The following is a 22,007-nucleotide window of genomic DNA, read 5'->3' on the forward strand; positions in this document are numbered from 1 at the left end:
GTCGCCTCCGATTGATGGCGGAAGATATTTTGCGAGGTCAAGCCAGAGGTATTTCACATGCTGACCAGGGCCGCGCCTGTGCGATACCTGTCCGCCGTGATCCCGATTGACGTGCTTCTTGGCGCGATCCCGGGTTTTCCAGGCGCTGCCACAAATCGTGCAGATGTGCGCAATGCACTGCTCGCCCATGGTCGCCTCCAGGTGGTGGGTAGAAGGGCGCAGGCGCCCCGAGCTGCCGGGGATGCTTCTGGACTGGCTCGTCTTGAGTCCCGGAATCGCCTGCGGGAAAAAGCGAATGAATGAATTACTGAATGGGCAATCTGCGGACGGGGCGGACGCGGAGCTCGTAGTTCTTGACGCCGACGTCCTGAAGGCCACCACCGAAGACCATGGTGAATGCGTAGTAGGCGGAGCGCTGCGAACTCGACACATACCACTCGTCCGTGGCGTACGAATCCGGCGCGTACTGCCAGCCTTGGTTCAGTTCGCCAATGGACGGCAGCGAGAAATCCTTGTGACCGTCAGCCTCGTGCGCGGCGGCGGCGATGGCGGCGGGGTGCTTTCCTTCGCGCACCAGGAGAATTTCGGTGTTGGCCCGGCCATCAGTGCGGCTGGTAGCTTCAGTCGATACACCGTAGTTGCCGAATGCGTAACGGCCCGGCAGGTCATTTTCGGCTGCGATGAGGTAGCAGAGACCTTCAGGGTACTGGCGAATGCCTTGGTAGATCCCGCCCTGGCCGGGCCAGATCTGGCCAATGGCAGGCGGAGTGAGCTGCTGTTGTGCGTTCATTGAGTTGTTCCTGTGTCGGGGTGGGGCGGGATGCATCGGGGCGTGATCTGCCGGCTAGCCCACATTGGGCGACCTCCAGCCTCCACGGCTGGCGCGCTAAGCCTCGAACGCGACTACTACGTCAGCGGCGTGCACACCGCTTATGCCTTGTCGCGCCTACGCAACCCTTCACGCCGTCGCGAACGACCGTTTTGGGGTTAACACTGCGCCATAGCCACAGATCACACTCCGATGCAGCCTGCGATGGGGAGCAGGGCATCGGGCAGTTAACGTCAGGCTGACGTGGCGCTGGTTGTTCAGTCGTCCCCGGCTTGGGCCAGCATCTTCTCGATGTCGGCGGCGACCGGTTTCTTCCAGTTCTTGATCTGGCCTGTCTCGAGGTCGATGTTCAGGATCAGGTAATCGCCGTAGTGGTCGCCAGGGAAGAAGCCAGGCACGTAGCCTTCGTAGCTACCGACTTCTTCGCCTTGGGCGTCCTGCAGGCCGGCGGCGAAACCGTCGCGGACCTTGATGTGTAGGTGCAGCTCCGTCACGTCGACCTGCACTGTTTTCTGCTGATTGATCTGCATGCTGCTGTCTCCGGTTGATTTCCCGTCTGGCCCTGTCGCCAAGGCCAGCCAGTGAAATCGCCCATTTACCGCCGGGCTCAGCGAGGCGCATCGCATACCAGGTCATTCGCTCGGTTCAGGCATTTCGCCTTCGTCAGCCGTACAAGGTTCTCCCTGTCGTGGGCAGCCTTTCGGGGCTGTCTGACGCCGGTCGCTGGTAGAGGCGATGCGGTCTGTTCACCAGTCCCAAAGTGGGCGTGGACTAGTGCTACTATCTGGGCTCCAAAGGAGGGGCTCGATGGATATCGATCTGCTTGCATATGAGTTGAAAAAAGCATTTGCTCAGTTGGATGTGACCGAAAAGCAGGAAGCGGCTAGGGCTGAGAAATCCCAGCGAAAATCTGAGCGAGCGGCACGGCGCAAAGCTGCGCGGAGAAAACCTGAGCCAGTCAAAACAACTCAAAGGCTGGCGGAAATTGCGTCATGCAAAGATTGCGGAAAACCGACGAACCCAGACACCGAGCTCTATTTTTTGCCGGTTCAGTGCAAGCACTGCCAACAATTATCAGAAGCAATTGACTTGGGTATTCGCAGCAGATCGTCTACTGAGTTTTCCTCTATCACTGTTGTCCCCGGTGGGGCTCCAGGTCTCGGTAAGCGTTAGCAACCTATCCTCGCCACCTAATTTCCCAATGCAGCCTGTCGCCAAGCTGCATCAGTGAAATTTCGTTCTTCTCTTGCACAGGCCAACGGTCGCTTTCCCGTCAGTAGCTTTCAGCGAGACACGGGATCAAGGTCCCAAGGCCAAACGCTTACTCATCACCACGCAGCCTATCCAGCTACGCCCTCCGAATGAGGTCTCCTATGCCCAGCGCCGACATAAGGTCGAATCGCTGCGTACCGTTGCGCGGTACGTCCGCTGGCTATGCATCGGCCAGCTCGGCGTTCATCTGGTTTTTAAAGAGCGGTGAGGCTTGAGGGCCTCCCGAGGGGCTGTGTAGCGCCTCGATGGATGTAAATTTAGAAAGTTAAACCTGTCTCGTCAAGTGCTTTGTTTAAGTATTTAAACTTTTTGGTCGTGACTCTCCCGCGCGCCCACAAAAAAGCCCGCGCTAGGCGGGCTTCGGGTTCAAATGGGGGGCTAGATGTCCAGGCAGGTAGAGTAGATTTTGCTTCGGAAGTCGCTCACTGCATCCTGCTGATACTTGGGGGTATCGAAGCGAGGCGATCGGTAGGCATCCTTGAACACGGTAAGCATGGCCAGCCTTACCGCCTCCTCTTGGGGATCTGTTTTTTTCTTGCTCATAGGCTTGATTGCGTCAGCCATCGCCACGCCTTTTTGCCTTATCTCCATCGCGGCTTTGGCGATCTTGTCATAGACCTCGCAGTCGATCTGCTCCGTAGCCGAGGAATTTGCAGAGAAGGCAGTGAAAATGGTGGCAGCAATTAAGGCTCGCATGATGACCTCCATGTGAAAGACCGACATCTTACCATCCCGGTCCTTAGCCATCATCCAGGCAAAGAAAAGCCCGCGGGGAGGCGGGCTACAGCAGGCGATGCATCAGCGGGATACTAAAAAGCTGCCTGGGCTGGCTTAAATGGGAGGCGCTAACGCTCTTTACGCATATTCATTTGCGATGCTCGTATCTCATCAAGAATACGGCGATTGGCCTCAGTCTGCTCCTGAGCCTGCTGGATAATGGTGTCCACCTTCTGCTGGTTCAGAACGGACTCCTTGCCTCCGTCGAAGAATGCTTTGCCTCCGCCAAAAATTGTGGCGTTCGCCCCCATGATTCCAAGGACGATAGCGACCCCAATGCCCGCCATCCAGTAGCGCTGCTCCTTGTTCGCCTGCTTAACCTTTCCGAATTCGGCTTCAGTCCGTTCAAGTGCAGATAGTGCCGATACAACGGCGCGATCATTTGACTCGATGTGAGCCTGCAGCGCCTCCTTCATCGCAATTGACTCTCTTCGTGCGGATCTTTCGCGCAGCCGCAATTCGCGCCGGAGATCCTCCGAGCGCTTCTCACTGTCTGCCTCCATCCGCTCGACGCGCTTCTCCATCCTCTCTTCGATAGCGGAAATGGACCCCAATAGCTCTTCTCGGGTAAGTTCGCTCATTGGATTAGTATCCGTCTTCTCCACGGCCCTGTCATCATCGCCCAGTATCTCATCGTTCATGGCCTTGTATTTTGCGTGAGAGGACTGAGTGAATAGCCCGCGCCTTGAGTCGCCTCCATTGGGAATGCTAAAGCCCATTATCGCCCTTGACCTCCCGCGCCCCGCCCGCGGACGCCTGAGATTCGCGCCTAAGCTTTACCCATCTATCAACAACCATTGCACTATGAGAGCGGATGTACCCACATTTCTCGCAGTAGACCTTGTATTCAAGAGTAACAATATTGCTGTGCAATACCTCTTGAGCGTAAGTCCAGGCCCCCAAGTCTGAGGAACTGCAAACGGTGAAGTCTTCATGCCCACAGCTAGGGCAGTTGTCCTGAGTGGAGACTTCTGTGAAAAAAGCGATGAGTTCTTCAGTGGTTGTTTTTTGGGTAAAATCCATGCCGATCGTTCCGTCGTTAAGCGGCTTCAATTCCGGTGATTGTTTTGGCCACTCGGCCCGTTTCAGATGAGACTATCGGGAGTTCAGCCGCATCTCGCGTCCTGCCAGCTTTGGTCCCATGCACTTTCTCATTCCTACGCTTCTTCACCAGGGTGGTGGTCAGAGCAGCACGGAGTACCAGAACACCTTCCCCAGTACGCTGATGTTCTTCTCTGCCAGCTCCTCGGCGGTGTACTCCTCATCCGGATGCTCGTCCTGGTTGAAGCTGCGGAAGCGCAGGCCGCCTCCAGGAATCCGGTACAAAGTCTTCACCCGCAGTTCGCCGCCGTGGTCGATCGCATACATCTTTCCGTCCTTGACTGCGGTCGAGGCCTTATCCACACCTACGGTACTTCCATCCGGCAGGACTGGCTCCATGCTATTCCCGTGGACTGTCACGCATACGGCTTGGTCGAACTGAACGCCTTGGGAGCGAAGCGTTAACTTCCCGAACCGAAGCTTCCGGCTGCTGGATTCCTCAATCACCGATGCTCGCCCAGAGCCAGCAGAAAGCTGGACCTCTTTCAGAAATGGCACATAGACCTCGTCATCGTCGAGAGGCGTATCGTCGTCCCAGACTGATATCGGCCCAAGCATGGTGGCGTTGGCCTTTGGCCTTTCCGTGGCGTCAGGAGGATTCTTGCCGTCAGTGAGCCACTCAGGAGCACATCGCAGGGCCTTTGCCAGCGAAAGCAGGTTTTTCCCGGTGGCCCCGTTCTTTCCGTTCACCCAGAAGCTCACCGTCCCCTTAGAGACACCAGTTAGCTTGATGATGTCGGCAGCAGTAAGCCCTAAGGCCTTCATGCGTGCCTGAAGTCTGTCTTTGAATTCCATATTTAGGATATTAAACATTCACAGGTTTAGGTGTTTGCATTTTTATTGTTTAAAGGTCTAAACTCTCATGCGTGAAATCGGAGACCAAAAAATGACCTATGACGATGCTCTGAAGCTGTTCGGCTCGGGCAAGGCAATTGCTGACGCACTTGGCGTCACAAGGAGCCGTGTCTCTCAGTGCCGCGCTACTGGGGGGTTCTCCTATCCGATGCAGTGCGTTCTGGAGAAGGAGTCGAGCGGCGCGCTGATAGCCAGGCGCGAAGACGATCCAGCCAACGCACTTAAGAAATCCGCCGCTTAACCCACTTCAACCGCAAGGAGCTTTACCCGTATGGCCTACCAGGAACGCAGTCATCTGCACGACCAGATCACGCGAGTCCGACTGGACCAAGACACCGACGACCTTCTTCGGTCGCTGGCTAAGTTCCACCGCACGCAAAAGGCCGTACTGGCTCGTGAGCTGCTGGAGGCCAGCCTGCGCAGCATGCTTTCCGAACTGCATGACAACGATACCGAACAAGGTACTGCGGCCTGAAGAGCCCGAGGAGGCTCTATGCCTGAACGGATTACTGCCGTCCCACTGGACGAAGAGTTCGACGGGTTGCTCAAGGCTGTGGCGAAGCGAAGAGGGGTTGATCCCGGCGTGCTCGCAGCAGAGCTGATCCAGAAAGAGTTGAAGAAACGAACGGCGCCAAGGGCGCCAAAGGGAGCGGTTCTGCCGTTCCGTCGATAGCCCAAATAGGGCCTGAGAAGAGCAGGAGAAAGGCATGAGCAATCGAGAGCCAGCCGCAGCAGAAATCGAAACGCTGAGAGCCGTATTGGTCGCGGTACTTCCAAAAACGGGCCCGGACCAATTGACGGCGGTAGCAATTGAAAGCGCCACCGCCGTCAGAGCTGCCTTCGAAAGGCTGAGCAAAGAGTCCCTCAGCGAGTGACGGAAATGTTCCCGGGGAAAGTTCCTTTGGATTCTTCGAAGTACGCCGTGAGTTGCTTGTGAGCCGAAATGGCAGCCTCGGCTTCGGAGCCGCGAACTCCGGCTTTTATCTGTCCGGCCCGTATCAATTCAATGACGACCTGAAGGGCGGCGGTAGCAGCAGTTCTTTGCAGATCAACAACTTCAGTCATGTCCGGTCTCCTTGGACTTTTGAGTGGAATCAAAAAGCTACCACGGATCCATCGGGCAGTTGAACAGCCTGGATTGCAGGCAAAAAAAAGCCGACGGGCAAGGTCGGCTGATTCGATAACGCTGTAAGCGAGAGAAATCATGACAAACATCGTCCCATTACGCAACACCGGGGGGTTTACCCGGATGGACAATCAGTTGATGGATGGCCTGATGGCTATCGACCTGTCCGCTCGCGAGATGAAGATCGTGCTGTACGTGGCGAAGGCCACCTTGAACTTCAACGAGGGCGCCCAGCGCATCCCGGCCACGGTGATTGCCAAGGCTACCCATATTCACCCTGACACCGTGTCCAAGGCGATCTCTGGCTTGCTGCGCCGCCGGGTGCTTTTCCGTGACGGCGGAGCCCGGGGCGATATCGGTCTTTGCGACCCGAAAGAGTGGGTATTCGTTGAAGATCCGAAACAGACCAAATCGTCTGACTCGGCTCAAATCGTCCGAATCGGCTCTAATTCGAAACAGACCAAAACCGACGAGTCCCTTCTCTATTCCAAGAATAAAAACCCCTCTGTAAATCTTCCTTCGGAAGATATTACATCTCCCCAGGATGCCAACCCGGCTCCGGCGCCAGAGTCGAAGCCCGACCGCAAGACTCCGTTCGGCCTGGCCCAACTCCTGGCCGACAACCCCCACCAGATCCCCGAGCAGCTCCTGACCGACTGGCTGGCCCAGCGCAAGGCGAAGAAGGCCGCCGTCACCGCCACAGTGTGGAAGACCGTGAATACCGAACTGGGCAAGTGCGCCGAAGCCGGGATATCGGCATCGGACGCCATCACCGAGGCCCTGTCCGCTGGCTGGCAGGGGTTCAAGGCGTCCTGGGTGATCAATCGCATCCGCGACAACCGCCAGCAGGCCGCACCATCTCGCCACACTGGCTTCGCTGACCGCGATTACATGGACGGCCTGATTGAGCGGGAGGACGGCAGCTATGGGTTCTGAGAAGAAAGTCGTCCAACTGTCGAACATGGCGAAGCCTCAACTGTCCTCCATCGCAGTGTGCGAACAGCACGGCGAGTACCGTCAGACCGTCAGCCAGGTCCTGACCAAGTCTTTCAAGTCGCCATGCCCATCGTGCAAAGCCGAGCAGGTGGCTCGCGAACTGGCCGAGGCGGTCGAGCGGCAGCGCCATGAACTCGCCTGGAAGCTTGGCGACGCCCTGATCCCGAAACGGTTCAAGGACCGCACCTTCGACACCTACGTCGCTGTCGAGCCGGCACAGGCAAGGGCGCTGACCAGGTGCAAGCAATACGCCGAGAACTTCGAACAGCACCTGCGTGATGGTCGCTGCTTGATCCTGTCCGGCAATCCCGGCACCGGGAAAACCCATCTTGGCGTGGCCATCGCCCAGGCCGTGATGGAATCCACCCCGCACACCGCCGCCTACCGCACCTTCGGCGGGATTCTCCACGCCATCCGGGCGACCTTCGACGGATCAAGCGGACAGTCCGAGGGCAGCATCATCGACGCTCTGGTTAAGCCGACCGTTCTGGTACTGGACGAAATCGGGGTCAGCAAGGAAACCCCGAGCGACTTCGAGATGACCCGCCTGTTCTCGATCATCAACGGGCGTTACGAGCGGCTTCTGCCGACTGTCGTGATCTCAAACCTGAGCGTGAAGGAACTGCCAGCCGCCATGGGCGAGCGATCTGCAGATCGACTACGCGAGGGTGGCGTGATCGTTCTCCCATTCACCTGGGAATCGCACCGCGGAAAGGAGACTCAGCCATGAACCGAGCCCACCCAGCCCAGCTCCGTGGAGCGGGAGAAATTGCACAGACCTTCATCAAGCACGGGATCTTGTTCGTCTGCATTCCGGTGCTGGACGACCAAGACCACATTGATCTGGCCCGTCAGTCGGAAGAGCGCCTTGAGCGTCTGGCGCAGATCGCTGAAGCGGAGGAGCGAGCATGAGCAAGCCCGATTTGAAGCGTGCGGGACGGATCTACAACGAGATGCCAATCGAAGTGCGCAAGGTGCTGCACGCATGCCTCATGGAAAACGAGCTTCGCCTGATCAAGCGAGAGCAGGACTTGATCATGGAGCGCGCCAAGAAGGCGGTAGCCGAGCACCAGGTTCGATTCAACAACATCAAGCGCGACCTGGATCAGGCGCTGCTCGAAATCGAGAAAGGACAGCACTGATGGACACCAACAAGATGCGCGACGAACTGAATCGCAGAACTGTGCTTGCCCAGCGCCTGCGCGAATACATGGGAAATCCTCATCACACCAACCCTCCATCGGCAGCCTTCCTTGAGCTGGCCGAGGAAATTGCGTTAGCACTAACGTGCTCAGTCTCGCTCCCGGCAGATGAAGTGCTGAATCAGGCCTACTGGGACTTCGATGCGCGCAGAAAGGGCTATCCGCCATACAAGGTGCCTGCCGGGCAAGAGTGCGCCGCTTTCAAGGCTGCGGTTGTCAGTGCGATCGAGGACCAGGGCCTGAAGGTGAAGCAATGAAGCGGACCTGGACGGTAATCGTAGGCACCAAGAGCTTCTCGATGGTGCTCATGGAAGAGAGCTTGGACCGTGCAGGCGCATTGCGTGAGGCGCGGATGATCTGGCCGGCGTGCGAGGTGATGGCATGAGCGAATGGATCAGCGTCAATGACAACCGCAAGCCGGATCACCGCTGCGACATCCTCGTTTCGGTCAGCTATATCCGTCGTCACGAAAATGAGGATGGCTCCCTGTACGAAGAGGAGGGCAGCGAGGTGGCGATGGGTGAGTACGTGCCAGTTCGCGGGCATGTTCTGGCGTACTTCGACAGCTACAGCGGACCACATGGCGACAACTGGTGGATTACGCACTGGATGCCGCTTCCGAAGCCAGCAGGAGATCAGCCATGACCATCGACAAAGCACACTACGACCGAATCTTGAAACGCTGCCAGGTAGGCCTTGTCGGCAGATCACCTGCTGTAGTCGATGAGGCCAACAACCTTCTTGCGGAGTGCTACGGAGGCATTGGCGCGCTGCTCGCGGAGATCGATAAGCTCAAGGCTTCGCTGGATTTGGAGTCGGCAGAATTGGCCTGGTCTGATTCTGACGGTCGGGAGATTCAGGCCGAACGCGACAAGCTCCGCGCCGAAATCGCCGGCCTGCGCACCGGGTACGACGCGCAGAACGAGGTGATTGCCGAGTTGCGCAAGGATGCCGAGCGTTACAACTGGGCAATTTGTCGAGTCCAGTGCGCCGAGGCCCTGTCAGCTGTAGTGATCTGTCACGACGGATACAAGGAAAAAATCAACGAGCGCGTCGATGCCTACATGGAGGCATGGCCTTGCCCTGTGGCGGCCATGGCCAAGGAGGCATCCCATGAGTGATCTCAATGAGATGTCGCAGGTCGCTCGTTCTGCCGCGATGCGTGGCGGCATGGATGGCTGGGGGCAAGTTGGTGGTCAGCATGGCCAGATTCGCTATATGGAGCCGCGCAAGAAACGACCGGGCCGCCAGCCGAAGTGCGCGTGCGGCTGCGAAAAAACCAAGACTCATCTGGGATTCGCCAATGGTGTTTGCTTGATTTCAGGTTGCGAGATGCGAATTCGCCGCTGGGTGAAGGAGGGTAATCGTGGCTGAGAAAATTTCCGTAAACAGCGCCGCCAAGCTCTCCGAGGCCATCACCCTGATGACCCGCATGTTCCGCGAGAAGAAGTTCGTCGTGGTGAGCATGCGCCCGGGCAAGGACCGCACCCTTGACCAGAACGCATTGTGGTTCGCCATGTACGATCGGATCGCCAAGACCACCGACATGGGCGACGTCGAGGATGTTCGCCGGTACTGCAAGCTCCACTTTGGCGTGCCGATCATGCGCTCCGCGGACCGGGACTTCTTCGAAGGCTGGGCGACCAGTTTCGTCCACCTGACCTATGAGCGGAAGCTGCACCTGATGGGCGCCTGCGCCATGTTCGGGCCGGACGGCTTCCCGGTAACCCGACTGTTCAACCGGGAGCAGGGCTGCATCTACACGGACAAGATCGCGGCTTACTTCAGCGGCAAGGGTGTGTTCTTTGACGACTTGCTTGGGGAGGCTGCGGCATGACGCGCACTACCCTCAAGGAAGCGAAGCAGAAGACCTGCAAGGCCTGCGGCGGGAAGTTCCGGCCCAGCTTCAACAGCACGCAGGTAGTGTGCAGCACGAAGTGTGCACTAGACCACGCGCCGGCTAACGAGCAGAAGGCCAGAAAGGCCATCGACCAGCGCGAGCGTCGCGAGATCAAGGTGCGCAAGGAAAAGCTCAAGAGCCGATCCGAGCACCTGCGTGAGGCCCAGGCGCTGTTCAATGAGTTCATCCGCCTGCGAGATGCTCAGCAGCCTTGCATCAGTTGCGACTCGCTGCCCAGCGATCACGACTTGATTACCGGCAGTCGCTGGGACGCCGGCCACTATCGGTCGGTCGGCGCCTGCCCGGAGCTACGCTTCGAGCCGCTCAACGTGCATCGCCAGTGCGTGAAGTGCAATCGCAACCTGTCCGGTAACGCGGTTGAGTACCGAATTCGTTTGGTGAAGCGCATCGGCGCCGCCCAAGTCGCTTTCCTAGAAGGCCCTCATCAGGCCCGCAAGTACACCATCGACGAGTTGAAGGCTATCAAAGCCGAGTACCGGGCAAAGATCAAAGCCCTGAAGGAGGCAGCATGAACCAGGTTGTGCAGATAACCGGCCCGGCCACGACTGCCGCTGAAGGCTGGATGAAGCCAGCGTTCCCGCATTCGGGGAAGGCGCATTACTTCGAGCAGGAACTGGAGCTTCCATCTACCGAAAGCCAGGGCAGTGCATACGCCTGGCACTCGCTCTGCGGGATTGATTCCGTCAGCACTGGGAAGGTGCCGATGTTCGAGGCGGGTAGCTGGAGCCGGTGCAAGCGCTGCGAGCACCGACTGGAAAAGATCGAGCAGACGAAGGGGGAGGCAGCATGACTTACCGCAACGTGATATCCGCAGTGGTGCGAGCCCTGGCGGCCGAAACGATCAATAGCGCGGGCGGGTGTGACTTCGAGCCCAAGGTGCAGTGCGCGAAGCAGAAGGGGGAGATTGTAGGCAAGGAGGCGGCATTCCTGATCGATTGCATGGTGCACGCCCGGCTCCGCGCCGAGCTCGCCACCGAGCATTGGCTGGTACTGGTCGCCCAGTATTCAACGCACACCGATCGCAAGCACGAAGCGATCATCTCGATTGCCAGGGCCATTCGCTCGCCAGCGCCTGAGCGGTTCCGTCACGCAGCCGTGGTTACCTGGGCCATGCCCAAGCTTCCAGGTCAGGATGGGAAGCGGTCAACCAATGTTCTACCGGTGGGCTGGTACTGCATGGACAACTGGCTGGATGAGCCGGTGGCCGAGCGCACCCAGTACCGCTGGAAGTCTGCTATCTGCAAGGACCTACGTCGCCGTGTCGACGAGGCTCTGAGCGAGGTTCAGGTCATTCTGGACGGGGAGGGGCTGATTGTTCAAATTGCTGCTTGACCGTTAGTGGCAGAGTGGCATAGATTTATATCTATCTTGTCCTTCTTGCGTGTTAAGAATGACGAAAAAAGCCCGGCCAGTGCGTCGGGTTTTTTTATGCCCGAAATAGGCCCTCGAGAGGCCCGGCCCTCGCGCCGGGTTTTCTATTTTCCAACTCCCCGAAAGGGAGGAACCGGAATGTCAAACATGCCAGACAAACCAGACACCTGGCTTATCGTGCTTGCGTGGCTAAGTCAGCACGCCCCGGCGTTTTACGCGGCGGGCTTGGCCGTATCGATTTCAGCGCTGCGCATCATCTACGGCGGCGGCACAAAGAAGGCTGCTTTTCTCGAAAGCCTACTTTGCGGCTGCATCACCTTGGCGATGCTGTCCGGGCTTGAGTTGCTGGGTATCCCTCAGTCGGCGGCCGGCCTGGTTGGCGGGATGATTGGACTGTCGGGGGTGGACAAGATCCGCGCCTACGCCGACCGGTTCACTGACTTCAAGCTGCCCGGGCGAAAAGCTGATTAGTCGCGCCACGAAATAGAGGTGCGCCGTTTCGTGGTGCAGGAGAGACCTATGGGCGAAGTGATCGACATCGACATCGAGATCAAGCAGCCTCATTTGGTTGTGCATGCCAGTGACGCCGCTCACGTCATCCCCGTGTCCCTTCTGCGGGATGTCGCGAAGGGCGCCAAACAATCCAAAGTCCTGACCGAGCCAGTGGTGCGGCGGATCATTGAAGAATGGCTGCAGCAGGTAACCGAATGACCATCAAGGTTCTGGAGTTCAAGCGTGATGATTGGCGCGATGCTGCCAAGACTCTGCGCAAGATTGCCGATGAGCTGGATGCCGGCGAGCATCCCGAGTGCACAGTAGGCGCCCTGACGTTGATCGGCCCGAAAGGCGAGGTCACTGTGTTCGGGCTGGGCCCTAAGTGCGACGATCTGCAGTGCTTGGGCGCCATGCGCTTGGGCGAGCAGAAGCTGATCGATGTGCTACTGGACGGCTGGGAGGGGTAGGTGTGCCGCAGGTGATTGCGGCACGGGTGTGTCACTTGACCTTCAGCGCTTGCTGGATCTGGTCGGCGTAAGTCGAGAGCATCTTCATGTGAGCACTCAGGCTGAACTTTTGATTCCCGCTCCCTGCATATGCATGAATCAAATCTAGTGCCGCAGCAACCGCAGCAGCGCGCTTTGCCTCGCTTTTCAAGGTTGAGTTGTTGGCAATAATTGGGGCGAATGTTTCAGGCATAACTACTTCCTTAGATTGATTGATCCTTACCAATACCGGCAACCGGCCACCATTACAAGGTGCAGGATCCCCATGAGCAGACCGATACCGCCGGCCGACTTGCTCGAGTCGCAGTGGCTCACTCTGCAACCCGCCCCCGATGTATGGGAGTGGATACAGGCTGAGGTCCTCGCTACCAGCGGCAGAATCCACAACGAAGACCATGCCCATCTGATCGATGCAAGCATTGGCGTCCTGTGGGCGTCGTCCAGCTTCGCGAAGAAGGGCAGGTCGGTGCTGGGTCAGGCCGAGCAACTGATGATCCGCGCTGGTGGATGGCAGAAGGCCCGGCAAGAGCAACAGATGCGCGACTGGTTCGGCGAAGAGCCCGAATTCCTCATCACCCTGGCCGGCGACTACTGCGCCCAATGCACTGAGGCCGAGTTCTGCGCGCTGGTTGAGCACGAGCTTTATCACATAGCCCAGAAGCTCGATAAGTACGGAGCCCCGGCGTTTACCGAAACGGGCATGCCCAAGCTGGAAATGCGCGGGCATGACGTCGAAGAGTTCGTCGGTGTGGTTCGCCGGTATGGCCCGAGCCATGACGTACAGCAGCTGATTGACGCTGCAAGTCGGCCGCCTGAGGTGGCCAAGATCAACATTTCGAGGGCCTGCGGAACCTGTCTGCTCAAGTCGGCTTGATTCTGGACAGGCTCTGGACGGATGAAAGCCTATGGCAGCCCTCAGCAATGACGTGAAGGCCTTTATCGTTCAGGCCCTGGCGTGCTTCGACACGCCTTCACAGGTGGTAGAGGCCGTCCAGAAAGAATTCAGCATTACCGTGACCCGCCAGCAGGTGGAGACACACGACCCCACGAAGTACTCCGGCAAGGGCCTGGCCAAGCGCTGGGTGGCTCTTTTCGAAGATACCCGAGCGCGATTCCGCGAAGAGACAGCCGAGATCCCCATCGCGAACCGGGCCTACCGGCTCCGTACGCTGGGCAGGCTGGTTGAAAAGGTCGAAGGCATGCGCAACTACGGGCTGACCCTCCAGATCCTTGAGCAGGCCGCCAAGGAAGTGGGCGACGTGTACGTGAATCGTCAGACCAAGAACGAGAACCCCCACGACAACGTGCCGCCCACCCGGGTGCAGGTAGACGTGGTGGATGCGAGGAAGCCTGATGCCGTCCCTTAACGTGCCTCAGGCCAACTTCCTGCGGATGGAGAACAAGTTCCGTGGATTCGTGGCCGGGTTCGGCTCCGGCAAGACCTGGGTAGGCTGCGCGGCGCTGTGCAAGCACGTATGGGAGTGGCCCCGGATCGACTCCGGCTACTTCGCTCCGACGTACCCGCAGATTCGCGACATCTTCTTCCCGACGATCGAAGAGGTCGCCTTCGACTGGGACCTGAAGGTCAAGACTAAGGAGAGCGACAAGGAGGTCGAGTTCTACAGCGGCGGTCAGTACCGCAGCACGACCATCTGCCGCTCGATGGAGAAGCCGCAGACCATCGTGGGTTTCAAGATCGGGCACGCCCTGGTCGACGAGCTCGATGTTCTGCCTGCGCTGAAGGCTGAGCACGCCTGGCGCAAGATCATTGCCCGGATGCGCTACAACGTGCCCGGGCTGAAGAACGGCGTGGACGTGACCACCACCCCTGAAGGGTTCAAGTTCGTCTATCAGCAGTTCGTGAAGCAGCTGCGCGAGAAGCCAGCCCTGCAGGGCATGTACGGCCTGGTGCAGGCCAGCACGTTCGACAACGAGCTGAACCTGCCGCCGGACTACATCCCGTCGCTGATGGAGTCGTACCCGGCCCAGCTAATCCTGGCCTACCTGAATGGCCAGTTCGTAAACCTCAACGCTGGCTCGATCTACCACGCCTACGACCGAAAGCTGAACTCCTGCTTCGACACGGTCGAGGCGGGCGAGCCGCTGTTCATCGGCATGGACTTCAACGTCGGCAAGATGGCGGCGATCACGCACATCAAGCGGCCCGACGGTAAGCCCAGGGCGGTGGACGAGCTGATCGACGGCTTCGACACCCCGGACATGATCCGGCGGATCAAGGAGCGGTACTGGCGGCACAACGGAAACACGTACGAGAAGACCTGCGAGATCAGGATCTATCCCGACGCCTCTGGCGGGTCGCGCAAGTCGGTGAACGCCAGCGAGACGGACATCGCCATCTTGCGCCAGGCCGGCTTCAGCGTGATTGCGCCCGACGCCAACCCGCCTGTGAAAGACCGCATCAACGCCATGAACGCCATGTTCTGCAATGCGAATGGCGAACGCCGCTACCTGGTCAACCCGCTGCGCTGCCCGACCTATGCGGACGGCCTGGAGCAGCAGGTGTGGGCCCCCAATGGCGAGCCTGACAAGAAGTCCGGCGTCGACCACGCGAACGACGCCGGCGGCTACTTCATCCATCACGACTATCCAATTGAGCGACCGGTCATCATGACCCAGTCTCTGAGAATGTGACCATGTCCAACAGCCCCGATACCACGCTGCCAGCGGTCAACGCCATGCGCGTGTACTGGGAGCGGATCACCCCGCTGATGCTCGGCACCCTGGCCATGCGCGAGGCTGGTACGAGCCTTCTGCCGAAGTACCCAGCGGAGGACGACTGCGTGTACAAGGAGCGGCTGGCGCTCTCCACGCTGCTCCCGGCCTACTCGGAGACGGTAGGCAACATGACCTCTCGAGTCTTTGCCGAGCCTCTCCAGCTTGGCGACGACGTCCCGGCTCAGATCGCCGAGATGGCCAAGAACATCGACAACGCCGGCAATGAACTCAACTCGTGGTCCGTCGCCTTCTTCGGCGAGGGGCTGAGCCATGGCCTTTGCCACGCCTTCGTGGATCACGCACGGGTTGAAGGCGTGCGCACACAGGCTGAGGAACAGGCTGCCGGCGTCCGCCCTTATGCCGTGATGGTCAAACCTGAGCAGGTATTGGGCTGGCGCGCCAAGGGCGGCGTGCTGACCATGATTCGTTACCGGGAGGTCATCGAGGAAGATGAAGGCGAGTTTGGCGCCAAGGGCGTAGAGCAGATTCGCGTTCTTGAGCCTGGCTCCTGGCGCATCTACCGAAAGGGCGAGAAGTCCGGCGAGTGGGATGTTCACGACGAGGGCGCAACGAGCCTTTCCGTCATCCCGTGGGTCACCTTCTACACGGGGCGCACCGGCTTCATGACGGCAAAGCCGCCGCTGATGGAGCTGGCTCACCTGAACGTCAAGCACTGGCAGAGCCAGAGCGACCAAGACAACATCCTGCACGTCATCCGGGTTCCTATCCTGGCCCGGATCGGCGTGCAGCAGCAGTACGACAACCAGGGCAAGCCGCTGCCCTCTGAATTCAAGGTGGGCGTCGGTGCGCTGACTGATCTTCCAAAAGACGGCGACATGAAGTACGTCGAGCACACCGGCAAAGCTGTCGAGGCGGGGCGTACGGCGCTGAAGGATCTCATCGACGAGATGCGGATGGCCGGGGCCAAGCTGCTCACGCCAGAGAAGGCCGCGACGAAGACTGCCACGCAGGCGGAAGAAGATGCAGCTCAGGAGCTGTCACCACTGGAGCGCATGGCGCACCAGTTCGGCGACTGCCTGGCGCAGCTGCTCCAGTACATGGCCGACTACCGCAGCCTGGGCGAAGGCGGAACTGTCGAGATGCGCGGCAACTTCGACGTGGACTACATGCCTGAGGTTTCACTGCCGACCCTGGTGTCGATGGCCAACGCGGGCATGATCTCGAAAGAGACCCTGTTCACCGAGATGCAGCGCCGCGGCGTAATCAGCGATGAGTACGACTGGGCGGATGAACTGTCCCGGATCGAGTCTCAAGGTCCGGCGCTCGGAGCGATCTGATGAAAACGGCCAACGAGAAGCTGCTGGATGAGCTGATCGGGCATGAGGTTGACCTGTCTCGGCTGAGCAACAGCCAGGTCGTGGCGATCATCAAGATCCTCAACAGCTCGGATGCAGAGCTGAAGGCTGCGTTGATCGCCGCAATTGATGGGCTTGGGACTGATCTCTCCGTCCAGGCAGTCGATGCGGCCTTGGCGCCGGTCCTGCGTATCAACCAAGCAACGTTTGTGAGCGTGCAGCAAGCGCTCGCCGGCATGATCGATGGCGTGGCCAGCTACGAGATTGCGTATCAGGCCGGCGTGCTGCGGTCGGTGGTTCCCAAGCTGGTGCAGGAGGGGTTTCCCATCGCCGTGGCTGAGTTCAGCCAGGTTCGGGCTATCGCTCTCGCCAGGCCATTCCAGGGTCGCTTGCTCAGCGAGTGGATGGCTGGAATCGAGACCGATCGGGCTGCCGCCATTCGCGATGCCGTGCGGTCTGGCGTGGTGGATGGCCGCACGACGCCAGAGATCGTCCGGCAGATCATGGGCACGAAGGCGCAGAGCTACGCCGACGGCATCCTGCAAAAGCCCAGGCGCGAAGTAGAGGCGGTCGTGCGGTCTGCGGTCTCGAGCACTGCCGAGGCGGCTAGCGACAAGGCATTCGAGGCCAACAGCGACATCATCAGCCATGTTGAATGGCTGAGTACGCTGGATAGCCGAACATCGACCACCTGCCGAATCCGTGACCGCCTGCCGTACACCCTTGGCACCTACAAGCCCATCGGGCACAAGGTCCCGTGGCTGGCCGGCCCAGGGCGAATCCACTTTTGCTGCCGGTCCACGAAGCTGCCGATCCTCAAGAGTGCCTTGTCGCTCGGACTCAGCGATAGTGCAACGCGCGCGACCATGGACGGCCAGGTTCCCCAGTCAACGACGTATGCGCAGTGGCTTGCAAGGCAGCCCGCGTCGCGACAGGACGAGATCCTCGGGCCTGAGCGGGGGCGCCTGATGCGCCAGGACAAGCTGAAGCTCCAGGACTTCTACAACGACAAGGGCAAGTTCCTGACGCTCGATGAGCTCCGGGAGCGCCTTCTGTAGTCCGCGCCACAAAACAGATCAGTGTCATTTCGTGGCGCGCAACACCACGGCCTCGCCATGCGCGGGGCTTTTTCATGCCCGAAACCCGGATGGGAAGGGCGATAAGCGGCGGATGCCGTGCAGATGGGCGGATGCCCGGAGAACCACATGAAACTGAAGCTCGACGATCAAGGCCACGTTGTTGTTCAAGACGGCAAGCCGGTGTACATCCATGACGACGGCAAGGAGGTGGCATTCGATGCCGCTGGCACCGTCAACACCATCTCTCGACTCAATGGTGAGGCCAAGTCCCACCGCGAGCGCGCAGAGGCTGCCGAGGGCACCCTGAAGGGGTTCGAAGGCATCGCCGATCCGGCAGCTGCCATCAAGGCCCTGGCCACCGTGAAGAACCTGGACGACAAGAAGCTGGTCGATGCAGGCGAAGTCGAGCGGGTGAAGAACGAGGCGGTGAAGGCCTTCGAAGAACGGTACGCGCCGGTCGTCAAGGAGAACGAGAGCCTGAAGGGGCAGCTGAACAGCCACCTGATTGGCGGCGCCTTCTCCTCGTCCAAGTTCATCGCCGAGAAGTTCGCTGCTGAGGGGCCGGCCGGTGTCGAGATCGCCCGCGCGCTCTTCGGCAGCAGCCTCAAGGTCGAAGAAGGAAAGGTTGTTGGCTACGACGCAAATGGCCAAAAGTTGTTCTCCCGCGCCCGCCCGGGCGAACTGGCAACCGCAGACGAAGCAATTGAGCTGCTGGTCGATTCCTACCCGCACAAGGCCCACATCCTCAAGGCCTCCGGTGCCAATGGCAGCGGCGCGCAGACAGGCAATGTGCCGGCCGGCAAGAAATCCATGTCGCGCACAAACTGGAATGCCTTGGACCCATCGGGTCAGGCCGCGTTCGCGCGTGAAGGTGGCGTCGTCACTGAATGACGCCAGTCAATAAGCCGTTCCCCGGATGGGGATCGGTGCTTGGGTCGGATGGCCCGGAAGTCTGAAAACTCAAACATCGATCCTTAGGAGTTCCATATGAACACCCTCACCGGGCTGATCCCAACCCTGTACAACGCCCTGGACGTGGTTTCCCGCGAACTGGTCGGCTTCATCCCCGCAGTAACCTCCGACATGACCTACGAGCGCGCCGCTGTTGGTCAGACCGTCATGTCGCCGGTAACTCCGGCTGCCACCGCAACCGACATCACCCCGGCAGTGACTCCGCCGAACGATGGCGACCAGACCATCGGCAACGTTCCGATGACCATCACCAAGGCTCGCCGCGTGCCGATCCGCTGGAATGGCGAAGAGAAGCGTGGCCTGGACAACAACGGCGCGTCGTACAACGTCATCCTGTCGAACCAGATCCAGCAGGGCATGCGCACCCTGGTCAATGAGATTGAATCGGACCTGGCCGGCTTGCACGTTAAGGCCTCCCGAGCCTATGGCACTGCTGGCACCGCTCCGTTCGGCACCGCTGCCGACCTGAGCGACTCCGCCGGCGCCCTGCGCATCCTGGAAGAGAACGGCGCCCAAGGCCTGGACTTCCAGCTGGTGCTTGGCACTGGCGCAATGGCCAACCTGCGCGGCAAGCAGTCGGTTCTGTTCAAAGTGAACGAGTCCGGCCGTGAAGACATGCTGCGCAATGGCATCACCGACCGCCTGCAGAACCTGGCGCTGCGCCAGTCGGCTCAGATCAAGACCGTGGTATCCGGTACCGGCGCTGCGTCGACCACCAACGCCACCGGCTATGCGGTAGGTGCAACCGTGATCACCCTGGCTTCGGCCGGCACCGGCACGATCCTGGCGGGCGACGTCATCAGCTTCGCTGGCGACGCCAGCAAGTACCTGGTCGTTGCTGGTGATACCGACGTCTCGAACGGTGGCGCGATCACCATCGCAGCCCCCGGCCTGATGAAGGCTATTCCGGCCGCGGCGACCGCCGTAACCCTGTCGGCTACCAGCGCGCGCAACATGTTCTTCGCTCGCTCGGCCATCGCCCTGGCTACCCGCGCGCCAGCGCTACCGCCACAGGGCGACTCGGCCATCGACCGCATGATCGTGACCGACCCGCTGACCGGCCTGAGCTTCGAAGTTTCGATGTACGCCCAGTACCGCCAAATGCAGTTCGAGATCGCAATGGCATGGGGCTGTGCCGCGGTGAAATCCGAGCACATCGGCCTGCTGTTGGGCTGATCCGCCTGCATGGGGCCTTCGGGCCCCTGACTTCCACTGGAGATACAAATGAAACTGATCAAGGTAAAGCCGTGGGGCGAAGGGCAGGGCGACTTCGTGTACGTCAACGAAGAAGACTTCAATCAGGACTTCCATGAGCTGCTGGACGAGGCCGAGAAGCCCAAGAAGGCCCCTACCATCGATGATATCCGCGCCGCGCTCACGGCCAAGGGCATTCAGTTCGATGACAAGGCCAAGAAGCCTGAGCTTCAGAAGCTGCTCGATGACGCCGCCAAGGCTGACGACCTGAAGGCCAAACTGTCCGGGAAAGGCGTCGACTTCACCGCTGCCGTCACCCTGGAAGACCTGCAGAAACTGCTGGACGAGGCCGAGTAATGACCATCTACATCACCGTCGAGCAGGTAGACGCCCTGCTTGGGCCGACCTGGGCGCCCGACGACCAGAAAGCCCGCGCGGTGCTGATGGCCAATACCTGGCTCACCAATCTCGGCCTGCCTGAGTTCGATCCGATTCCGGATGATGTGATTCAGGCTGGCGCAGAGATCGCCCGAGAGGCGGCGGCTGGCAACATCTACGGCAGCAAGGAAACGGGCGTGCTGAGCAAGTCGGTCCAGGCTGGCAGCGTTTCCAGCAGTAAGTCCTACTCAGAATCATCCCGCACCATCAGCGCTGGCGAGTCTTTCGCCCTGGCGCTGCTGGCGCACTACCTGAACAGCAGTAGCCAGACCAAGATCGTGAGGTGCTGATATGGGCCTTCGAAGCGACATCCAGTCTGATCTGGCCGCTGCGTTCGACACTGACCTGGCTGATGCTGTGTCCACGTTCACCGGCACCTACATGGGGCCTGGGGTGCTCGATCCGATCAGTGAGACCACGACGGCTCAGCCGGTCACTTACACTGGGCGCGGCGTACTCGACAGCTACGACAGCAAGCGAATTGACGGCGTGAACATTCTGGTGGGCGACGTGCTGCTGATCTGCCTGGCCAACGAAGTCACCGACAGGCCGGCGGTCGGCCATCAGATCACGGCTGAGGACCTGCTCACCGGCCAGCAGGCCACTTACCGCATAGTCAGCCCAGGCATTGACCCAGCCAAGGCCCACTACGAGGTCCAGCTGAGGAAGTGACCATGGCCAACAACAGAGGCTGGAGCACTCCGCCAAGCATATTCGCTGGCGTGGTCGAGGAGGCACTTACGCAGCGTGTTCGTGTCATCGCTCTGGCCATGCTCAACGAGATCGTGCTGCGCTCGCCGGTCGACACTGGCCGATTCCGCGGTAACAACATCGTGAGCGTCGGATCCCCAGTCCGAGTTCCAGCAGAGGCTCTGGACAAAAGTGGTGGAGCAACAATCCAGCGAGGGTTGTCGGCGCTTACTGGGCTAGAGCCATACACCCAGGTTTTTATCCAAAACAATCTTCCATATGCCGAGGCGCTTGAGAGGGGGCATTCCAAGCAAGCTCCAGCAGGCATTTACGAAGTTTCATTCAGGGGCGTAGCGCAGGCCTACTCATGACCTTCGAACAGATCCGCGCCATCGTCGTCGGGCGCATGCAGCAGTGGGCTGGCATCCCGGCTGCATGCGTCGACTATCCCAACAGCCCTCAGCCCTTTGACCCCGCCGGGAAACCCATCTGGGCTAGGCTGGCGGACGTGCCGGGGCTGTCCAGTGCGCCAGAGGTAGGCATCGGCCCGTGCGTGCGCCGGACCGGAATCATCATTATTCAGCTGTTCGTCCCGACCTTCAAAGGCACGCTGGCCATAGCTAAGGCTGCCGACACGCTGGTGCAGCACTTCGAGTTCTACAGTGACCCGGCCGGGCCATTCGACTGCTTCGCGGTTTCGGCCAGCGTGATCGGCGACGACGGCCACGGATGGTACCAGGTCAACGTTTCCATACCCTATCGCGCCTACTGAGAGGCAAGCATGTCCAAGACAACCGTGGAGCTGCATCGCAGCTTGATCCGCGCGGCCAAGGCTGCGCTTGCCGCATGGGAGCGCTGGCTTTCCGTGAAGGAGAAAGACGATGAGTGAGAGCATGACCATTGACCAGGTGCGCGAAGAGCGCCGAGGCCTGGCCGAGCAGATTCATAGCGCTATCAAGGCCTTCAACGAGAAGACCGGACTCAGCGTCCAGTACGTCAACCTCCAACACGCCGACCTTACCACCCTCGGCGAGGTTAGCCGGCAAATCCTGACCTCCGTCGAGGTCGAGCTGAACATCTGAATAACCTGAGCCACCGGGCACGCTGACCAGACACGCCGAAAGGCCCCTC

General features: G+C 59.7%; 42 protein-coding genes. 34 read left to right on the plus strand and 8 right to left on the minus strand.

The features are described 5' to 3' along the window. Positions 1 to 304 precede the first annotated feature (304 nt). Positions 305 to 790 carry a DUF1566 domain-containing protein gene (locus DM374_RS16625; RefSeq protein WP_110970838.1) on the minus strand — a complete coding sequence of 162 codons (486 nt, stop codon included), beginning with the start codon at positions 788 to 790 and terminating at the stop codon, positions 305 to 307. Positions 791 to 1,086: 296 nt separating this feature from the next. Then, positions 1,087 to 1,359 (minus strand): hypothetical protein, encoded by a 273-nt coding sequence (locus DM374_RS16630; protein WP_110970839.1) that lies wholly within the window; start codon positions 1,357 to 1,359, stop codon positions 1,087 to 1,089. A 277-nt stretch (positions 1,360 to 1,636) separates the two neighbouring features. Between DM374_RS16630 and DM374_RS33185 the strand changes: the two genes are divergently transcribed. Then, on the plus strand, positions 1,637 to 2,002 hold the full coding sequence (locus DM374_RS33185) for a hypothetical protein (protein WP_157969711.1): 366 nt from the start codon (positions 1,637 to 1,639) through the stop codon (positions 2,000 to 2,002). Positions 2,003 to 2,479: 477 nt separating this feature from the next. Here DM374_RS33185 and DM374_RS16635 read toward each other — a convergent pair whose 3' ends face one another. The 4 genes from DM374_RS16635 to DM374_RS16650 form a co-directional block, all read right to left on the minus strand. Continuing rightward, positions 2,480 to 2,797: a hypothetical protein gene (locus DM374_RS16635; protein WP_157969712.1), complete on the minus strand. Its 318-nt coding sequence runs from the start codon at positions 2,795 to 2,797 to the stop codon at positions 2,480 to 2,482. Positions 2,798 to 2,946: 149 nt separating this feature from the next. Then, entirely contained in the window at positions 2,947 to 3,459 is a 513-nt protein-coding gene (locus DM374_RS16640) for a hypothetical protein (RefSeq protein WP_157969713.1), read from the minus strand. Positions 3,460 to 3,586: 127 nt separating this feature from the next. Beyond that, positions 3,587 to 3,901, minus strand: coding sequence for a hypothetical protein (locus DM374_RS16645; RefSeq protein ID WP_110970842.1), 315 nt, complete (start codon positions 3,899 to 3,901; stop codon positions 3,587 to 3,589). Between the two features lie 159 nt (positions 3,902 to 4,060). Next, positions 4,061 to 4,774 carry a S24 family peptidase gene (locus DM374_RS16650; RefSeq protein ID WP_110970926.1) on the minus strand — a complete coding sequence of 238 codons (714 nt, stop codon included), beginning with the start codon at positions 4,772 to 4,774 and terminating at the stop codon, positions 4,061 to 4,063. Between the two features lie 67 nt (positions 4,775 to 4,841). On the opposite strand from DM374_RS16650, the gene DM374_RS16655 reads away from it, so the two are divergent. From DM374_RS16655 to DM374_RS33190, 4 genes are read left to right on the plus strand one after another with little or no spacing between them, the layout of a single operon-like run. Next, the gene (locus DM374_RS16655; protein WP_225422520.1) at positions 4,842 to 5,075 is read left to right on the plus strand and encodes a helix-turn-helix domain-containing protein; all 234 of its coding nucleotides are present in this window, start codon (positions 4,842 to 4,844) and stop codon (positions 5,073 to 5,075) included. Positions 5,076 to 5,105: 30 nt separating this feature from the next. Further along, on the plus strand, positions 5,106 to 5,309 hold the full coding sequence (locus DM374_RS16660) for a hypothetical protein (RefSeq protein ID WP_110970843.1): 204 nt from the start codon (positions 5,106 to 5,108) through the stop codon (positions 5,307 to 5,309). Positions 5,310 to 5,327: 18 nt separating this feature from the next. Continuing rightward, positions 5,328 to 5,507: a hypothetical protein gene (locus DM374_RS33740; RefSeq protein ID WP_110970844.1), complete on the plus strand. Its 180-nt coding sequence runs from the start codon at positions 5,328 to 5,330 to the stop codon at positions 5,505 to 5,507. Positions 5,508 to 5,541: 34 nt separating this feature from the next. Further along, the gene (locus tag DM374_RS33190) at positions 5,542 to 5,709 is read left to right on the plus strand and encodes a hypothetical protein (protein ID WP_157969714.1); all 168 of its coding nucleotides are present in this window, start codon (positions 5,542 to 5,544) and stop codon (positions 5,707 to 5,709) included. On the opposite strand, the gene DM374_RS16670 is transcribed toward DM374_RS33190, so the two are convergent. After that, the gene (locus DM374_RS16670) at positions 5,699 to 5,899 is read right to left on the minus strand and encodes a hypothetical protein (RefSeq protein WP_110970845.1); all 201 of its coding nucleotides are present in this window, start codon (positions 5,897 to 5,899) and stop codon (positions 5,699 to 5,701) included. The genes DM374_RS33190 and DM374_RS16670 overlap by 11 nt on opposite strands. Before the next feature lie 139 nt (positions 5,900 to 6,038). On the opposite strand from DM374_RS16670, the gene DM374_RS16675 reads away from it, so the two are divergent. The 16 genes from DM374_RS16675 (at position 6,039) to DM374_RS16745 (ending at position 12,412) form a co-directional block, all read left to right on the plus strand. After that, complete coding sequence (locus DM374_RS16675) at positions 6,039 to 6,896, plus strand: replication protein (RefSeq protein ID WP_110970846.1); 858 nt, start codon at positions 6,039 to 6,041, stop codon at positions 6,894 to 6,896. Continuing rightward, complete coding sequence (locus tag DM374_RS16680; RefSeq protein ID WP_110970847.1) at positions 6,886 to 7,686, plus strand: ATP-binding protein; 801 nt, start codon at positions 6,886 to 6,888, stop codon at positions 7,684 to 7,686. Before DM374_RS16675 ends, DM374_RS16680 begins: the two co-directional genes overlap by 11 nt. Next, positions 7,683 to 7,868, plus strand: a complete 186-nt coding sequence (locus DM374_RS16685) for a DUF1382 family protein (protein ID WP_110970848.1) — start codon at positions 7,683 to 7,685, stop codon at positions 7,866 to 7,868. The genes DM374_RS16680 and DM374_RS16685 overlap by 4 nt, the downstream gene beginning before the upstream one ends. Continuing rightward, positions 7,865 to 8,098 carry a hypothetical protein gene (locus DM374_RS16690; protein ID WP_110970849.1) on the plus strand — a complete coding sequence of 78 codons (234 nt, stop codon included), beginning with the start codon at positions 7,865 to 7,867 and terminating at the stop codon, positions 8,096 to 8,098. Before DM374_RS16685 ends, DM374_RS16690 begins: the two co-directional genes overlap by 4 nt. Then, complete coding sequence (locus DM374_RS16695; RefSeq protein ID WP_110970850.1) at positions 8,098 to 8,415, plus strand: hypothetical protein; 318 nt, start codon at positions 8,098 to 8,100, stop codon at positions 8,413 to 8,415. Before DM374_RS16690 ends, DM374_RS16695 begins: the two co-directional genes overlap by 1 nt. Then, positions 8,412 to 8,543, plus strand: a complete 132-nt coding sequence (locus DM374_RS34090) for a hypothetical protein (protein WP_263854285.1) — start codon at positions 8,412 to 8,414, stop codon at positions 8,541 to 8,543. The genes DM374_RS16695 and DM374_RS34090 overlap by 4 nt, the downstream gene beginning before the upstream one ends. Beyond that, on the plus strand, positions 8,540 to 8,803 hold the full coding sequence (locus DM374_RS16700) for a DUF551 domain-containing protein (protein WP_110970851.1): 264 nt from the start codon (positions 8,540 to 8,542) through the stop codon (positions 8,801 to 8,803). The genes DM374_RS34090 and DM374_RS16700 overlap by 4 nt, the downstream gene beginning before the upstream one ends. Beyond that, positions 8,800 to 9,279: a hypothetical protein gene (locus tag DM374_RS16705; RefSeq protein WP_110970852.1), complete on the plus strand. Its 480-nt coding sequence runs from the start codon at positions 8,800 to 8,802 to the stop codon at positions 9,277 to 9,279. The genes DM374_RS16700 and DM374_RS16705 overlap by 4 nt, the downstream gene beginning before the upstream one ends. Next, positions 9,272 to 9,532 carry a hypothetical protein gene (locus DM374_RS16710; RefSeq protein WP_110970853.1) on the plus strand — a complete coding sequence of 87 codons (261 nt, stop codon included), beginning with the start codon at positions 9,272 to 9,274 and terminating at the stop codon, positions 9,530 to 9,532. Before DM374_RS16705 ends, DM374_RS16710 begins: the two co-directional genes overlap by 8 nt. Further along, positions 9,525 to 9,995, plus strand: coding sequence for a hypothetical protein (locus tag DM374_RS16715; protein ID WP_110970854.1), 471 nt, complete (start codon positions 9,525 to 9,527; stop codon positions 9,993 to 9,995). The genes DM374_RS16710 and DM374_RS16715 overlap by 8 nt, the downstream gene beginning before the upstream one ends. Next, positions 9,992 to 10,591, plus strand: coding sequence for a recombination protein NinG (locus tag DM374_RS16720; protein WP_110970855.1), 600 nt, complete (start codon positions 9,992 to 9,994; stop codon positions 10,589 to 10,591). The genes DM374_RS16715 and DM374_RS16720 overlap by 4 nt, the downstream gene beginning before the upstream one ends. Continuing rightward, positions 10,588 to 10,869 (plus strand): hypothetical protein, encoded by a 282-nt coding sequence (locus tag DM374_RS16725; RefSeq protein ID WP_110970856.1) that lies wholly within the window; start codon positions 10,588 to 10,590, stop codon positions 10,867 to 10,869. The genes DM374_RS16720 and DM374_RS16725 overlap by 4 nt, the downstream gene beginning before the upstream one ends. Next, positions 10,866 to 11,411 carry a hypothetical protein gene (locus DM374_RS16730; RefSeq protein ID WP_110970857.1) on the plus strand — a complete coding sequence of 182 codons (546 nt, stop codon included), beginning with the start codon at positions 10,866 to 10,868 and terminating at the stop codon, positions 11,409 to 11,411. Before DM374_RS16725 ends, DM374_RS16730 begins: the two co-directional genes overlap by 4 nt. A gap of 177 nt (positions 11,412 to 11,588) precedes the next feature. Continuing rightward, the gene (locus DM374_RS16735) at positions 11,589 to 11,921 is read left to right on the plus strand and encodes a phage holin, lambda family (RefSeq protein WP_110970858.1); all 333 of its coding nucleotides are present in this window, start codon (positions 11,589 to 11,591) and stop codon (positions 11,919 to 11,921) included. 48 nt (positions 11,922 to 11,969) lie between these two features. Further along, positions 11,970 to 12,161, plus strand: a complete 192-nt coding sequence (locus DM374_RS16740; protein WP_110970859.1) for a hypothetical protein — start codon at positions 11,970 to 11,972, stop codon at positions 12,159 to 12,161. Beyond that, positions 12,158 to 12,412 (plus strand): hypothetical protein, encoded by a 255-nt coding sequence (locus tag DM374_RS16745; protein ID WP_110970860.1) that lies wholly within the window; start codon positions 12,158 to 12,160, stop codon positions 12,410 to 12,412. The genes DM374_RS16740 and DM374_RS16745 overlap by 4 nt, the downstream gene beginning before the upstream one ends. Positions 12,413 to 12,443: 31 nt before the next feature. On the opposite strand, the gene DM374_RS16750 is transcribed toward DM374_RS16745, so the two are convergent. Further along, positions 12,444 to 12,644, minus strand: coding sequence for a hypothetical protein (locus DM374_RS16750; protein ID WP_110970861.1), 201 nt, complete (start codon positions 12,642 to 12,644; stop codon positions 12,444 to 12,446). A 72-nt stretch (positions 12,645 to 12,716) separates the two neighbouring features. Between DM374_RS16750 and DM374_RS16755 the strand changes: the two genes are divergently transcribed. The 13 genes from DM374_RS16755 (at position 12,717) to DM374_RS16815 (ending at position 21,958) form a co-directional block, all read left to right on the plus strand. Beyond that, positions 12,717 to 13,325, plus strand: coding sequence for a putative metallopeptidase (locus DM374_RS16755; RefSeq protein WP_177431570.1), 609 nt, complete (start codon positions 12,717 to 12,719; stop codon positions 13,323 to 13,325). A 31-nt stretch (positions 13,326 to 13,356) separates the two neighbouring features. Then, positions 13,357 to 13,818 (plus strand): DUF2280 domain-containing protein, encoded by a 462-nt coding sequence (locus DM374_RS16760; protein WP_110970862.1) that lies wholly within the window; start codon positions 13,357 to 13,359, stop codon positions 13,816 to 13,818. After that, positions 13,805 to 15,103 (plus strand): terminase large subunit domain-containing protein, encoded by a 1,299-nt coding sequence (locus DM374_RS16765; protein WP_110970863.1) that lies wholly within the window; start codon positions 13,805 to 13,807, stop codon positions 15,101 to 15,103. Before DM374_RS16760 ends, DM374_RS16765 begins: the two co-directional genes overlap by 14 nt. 2 nt (positions 15,104 to 15,105) lie before the next feature. Then, the gene (locus DM374_RS16770; RefSeq protein ID WP_110970864.1) at positions 15,106 to 16,485 is read left to right on the plus strand and encodes a DUF4055 domain-containing protein; all 1,380 of its coding nucleotides are present in this window, start codon (positions 15,106 to 15,108) and stop codon (positions 16,483 to 16,485) included. After that, positions 16,485 to 17,561: a structural protein gene (locus tag DM374_RS16775; RefSeq protein ID WP_110970865.1), complete on the plus strand. Its 1,077-nt coding sequence runs from the start codon at positions 16,485 to 16,487 to the stop codon at positions 17,559 to 17,561. Before DM374_RS16770 ends, DM374_RS16775 begins: the two co-directional genes overlap by 1 nt. Before the next feature lie 147 nt (positions 17,562 to 17,708). Then, positions 17,709 to 18,473, plus strand: a complete 765-nt coding sequence (locus DM374_RS16780; RefSeq protein ID WP_110970866.1) for a DUF6651 domain-containing protein — start codon at positions 17,709 to 17,711, stop codon at positions 18,471 to 18,473. Positions 18,474 to 18,569: 96 nt separating this feature from the next. Beyond that, positions 18,570 to 19,730 (plus strand): P22 phage major capsid protein family protein, encoded by a 1,161-nt coding sequence (locus tag DM374_RS16785; RefSeq protein WP_110970867.1) that lies wholly within the window; start codon positions 18,570 to 18,572, stop codon positions 19,728 to 19,730. Positions 19,731 to 19,778: 48 nt separating this feature from the next. Beyond that, complete coding sequence (locus tag DM374_RS16790; RefSeq protein ID WP_110970868.1) at positions 19,779 to 20,105, plus strand: HeH/LEM domain-containing protein; 327 nt, start codon at positions 19,779 to 19,781, stop codon at positions 20,103 to 20,105. Next, the gene (locus DM374_RS16795; RefSeq protein ID WP_110970869.1) at positions 20,105 to 20,476 is read left to right on the plus strand and encodes a hypothetical protein; all 372 of its coding nucleotides are present in this window, start codon (positions 20,105 to 20,107) and stop codon (positions 20,474 to 20,476) included. The genes DM374_RS16790 and DM374_RS16795 overlap by 1 nt, the downstream gene beginning before the upstream one ends. A gap of 1 nt (position 20,477) precedes the next feature. Next, positions 20,478 to 20,858, plus strand: coding sequence for a glutamate 5-kinase (locus DM374_RS16800; RefSeq protein WP_110970870.1), 381 nt, complete (start codon positions 20,478 to 20,480; stop codon positions 20,856 to 20,858). 2 nt (positions 20,859 to 20,860) lie between these two features. After that, a complete protein-coding gene (locus DM374_RS16805) occupies positions 20,861 to 21,247 on the plus strand; it encodes an HK97 gp10 family phage protein (protein ID WP_110970871.1) in 387 nt (128 codons plus the stop codon). After that, complete coding sequence (locus DM374_RS16810; protein WP_110970872.1) at positions 21,244 to 21,648, plus strand: phage tail terminator-like protein; 405 nt, start codon at positions 21,244 to 21,246, stop codon at positions 21,646 to 21,648. Before DM374_RS16805 ends, DM374_RS16810 begins: the two co-directional genes overlap by 4 nt. A gap of 109 nt (positions 21,649 to 21,757) precedes the next feature. Further along, the gene (locus DM374_RS16815; RefSeq protein ID WP_110970873.1) at positions 21,758 to 21,958 is read left to right on the plus strand and encodes a hypothetical protein; all 201 of its coding nucleotides are present in this window, start codon (positions 21,758 to 21,760) and stop codon (positions 21,956 to 21,958) included. The last annotated feature ends 49 nt before the right edge of the window (positions 21,959 to 22,007 follow it).

Source organism: Pseudomonas huaxiensis, assembly GCF_003231275.1.
Taxonomy (GTDB): Bacteria; Pseudomonadota; Gammaproteobacteria; order Pseudomonadales; family Pseudomonadaceae; genus Aquipseudomonas; species Aquipseudomonas huaxiensis.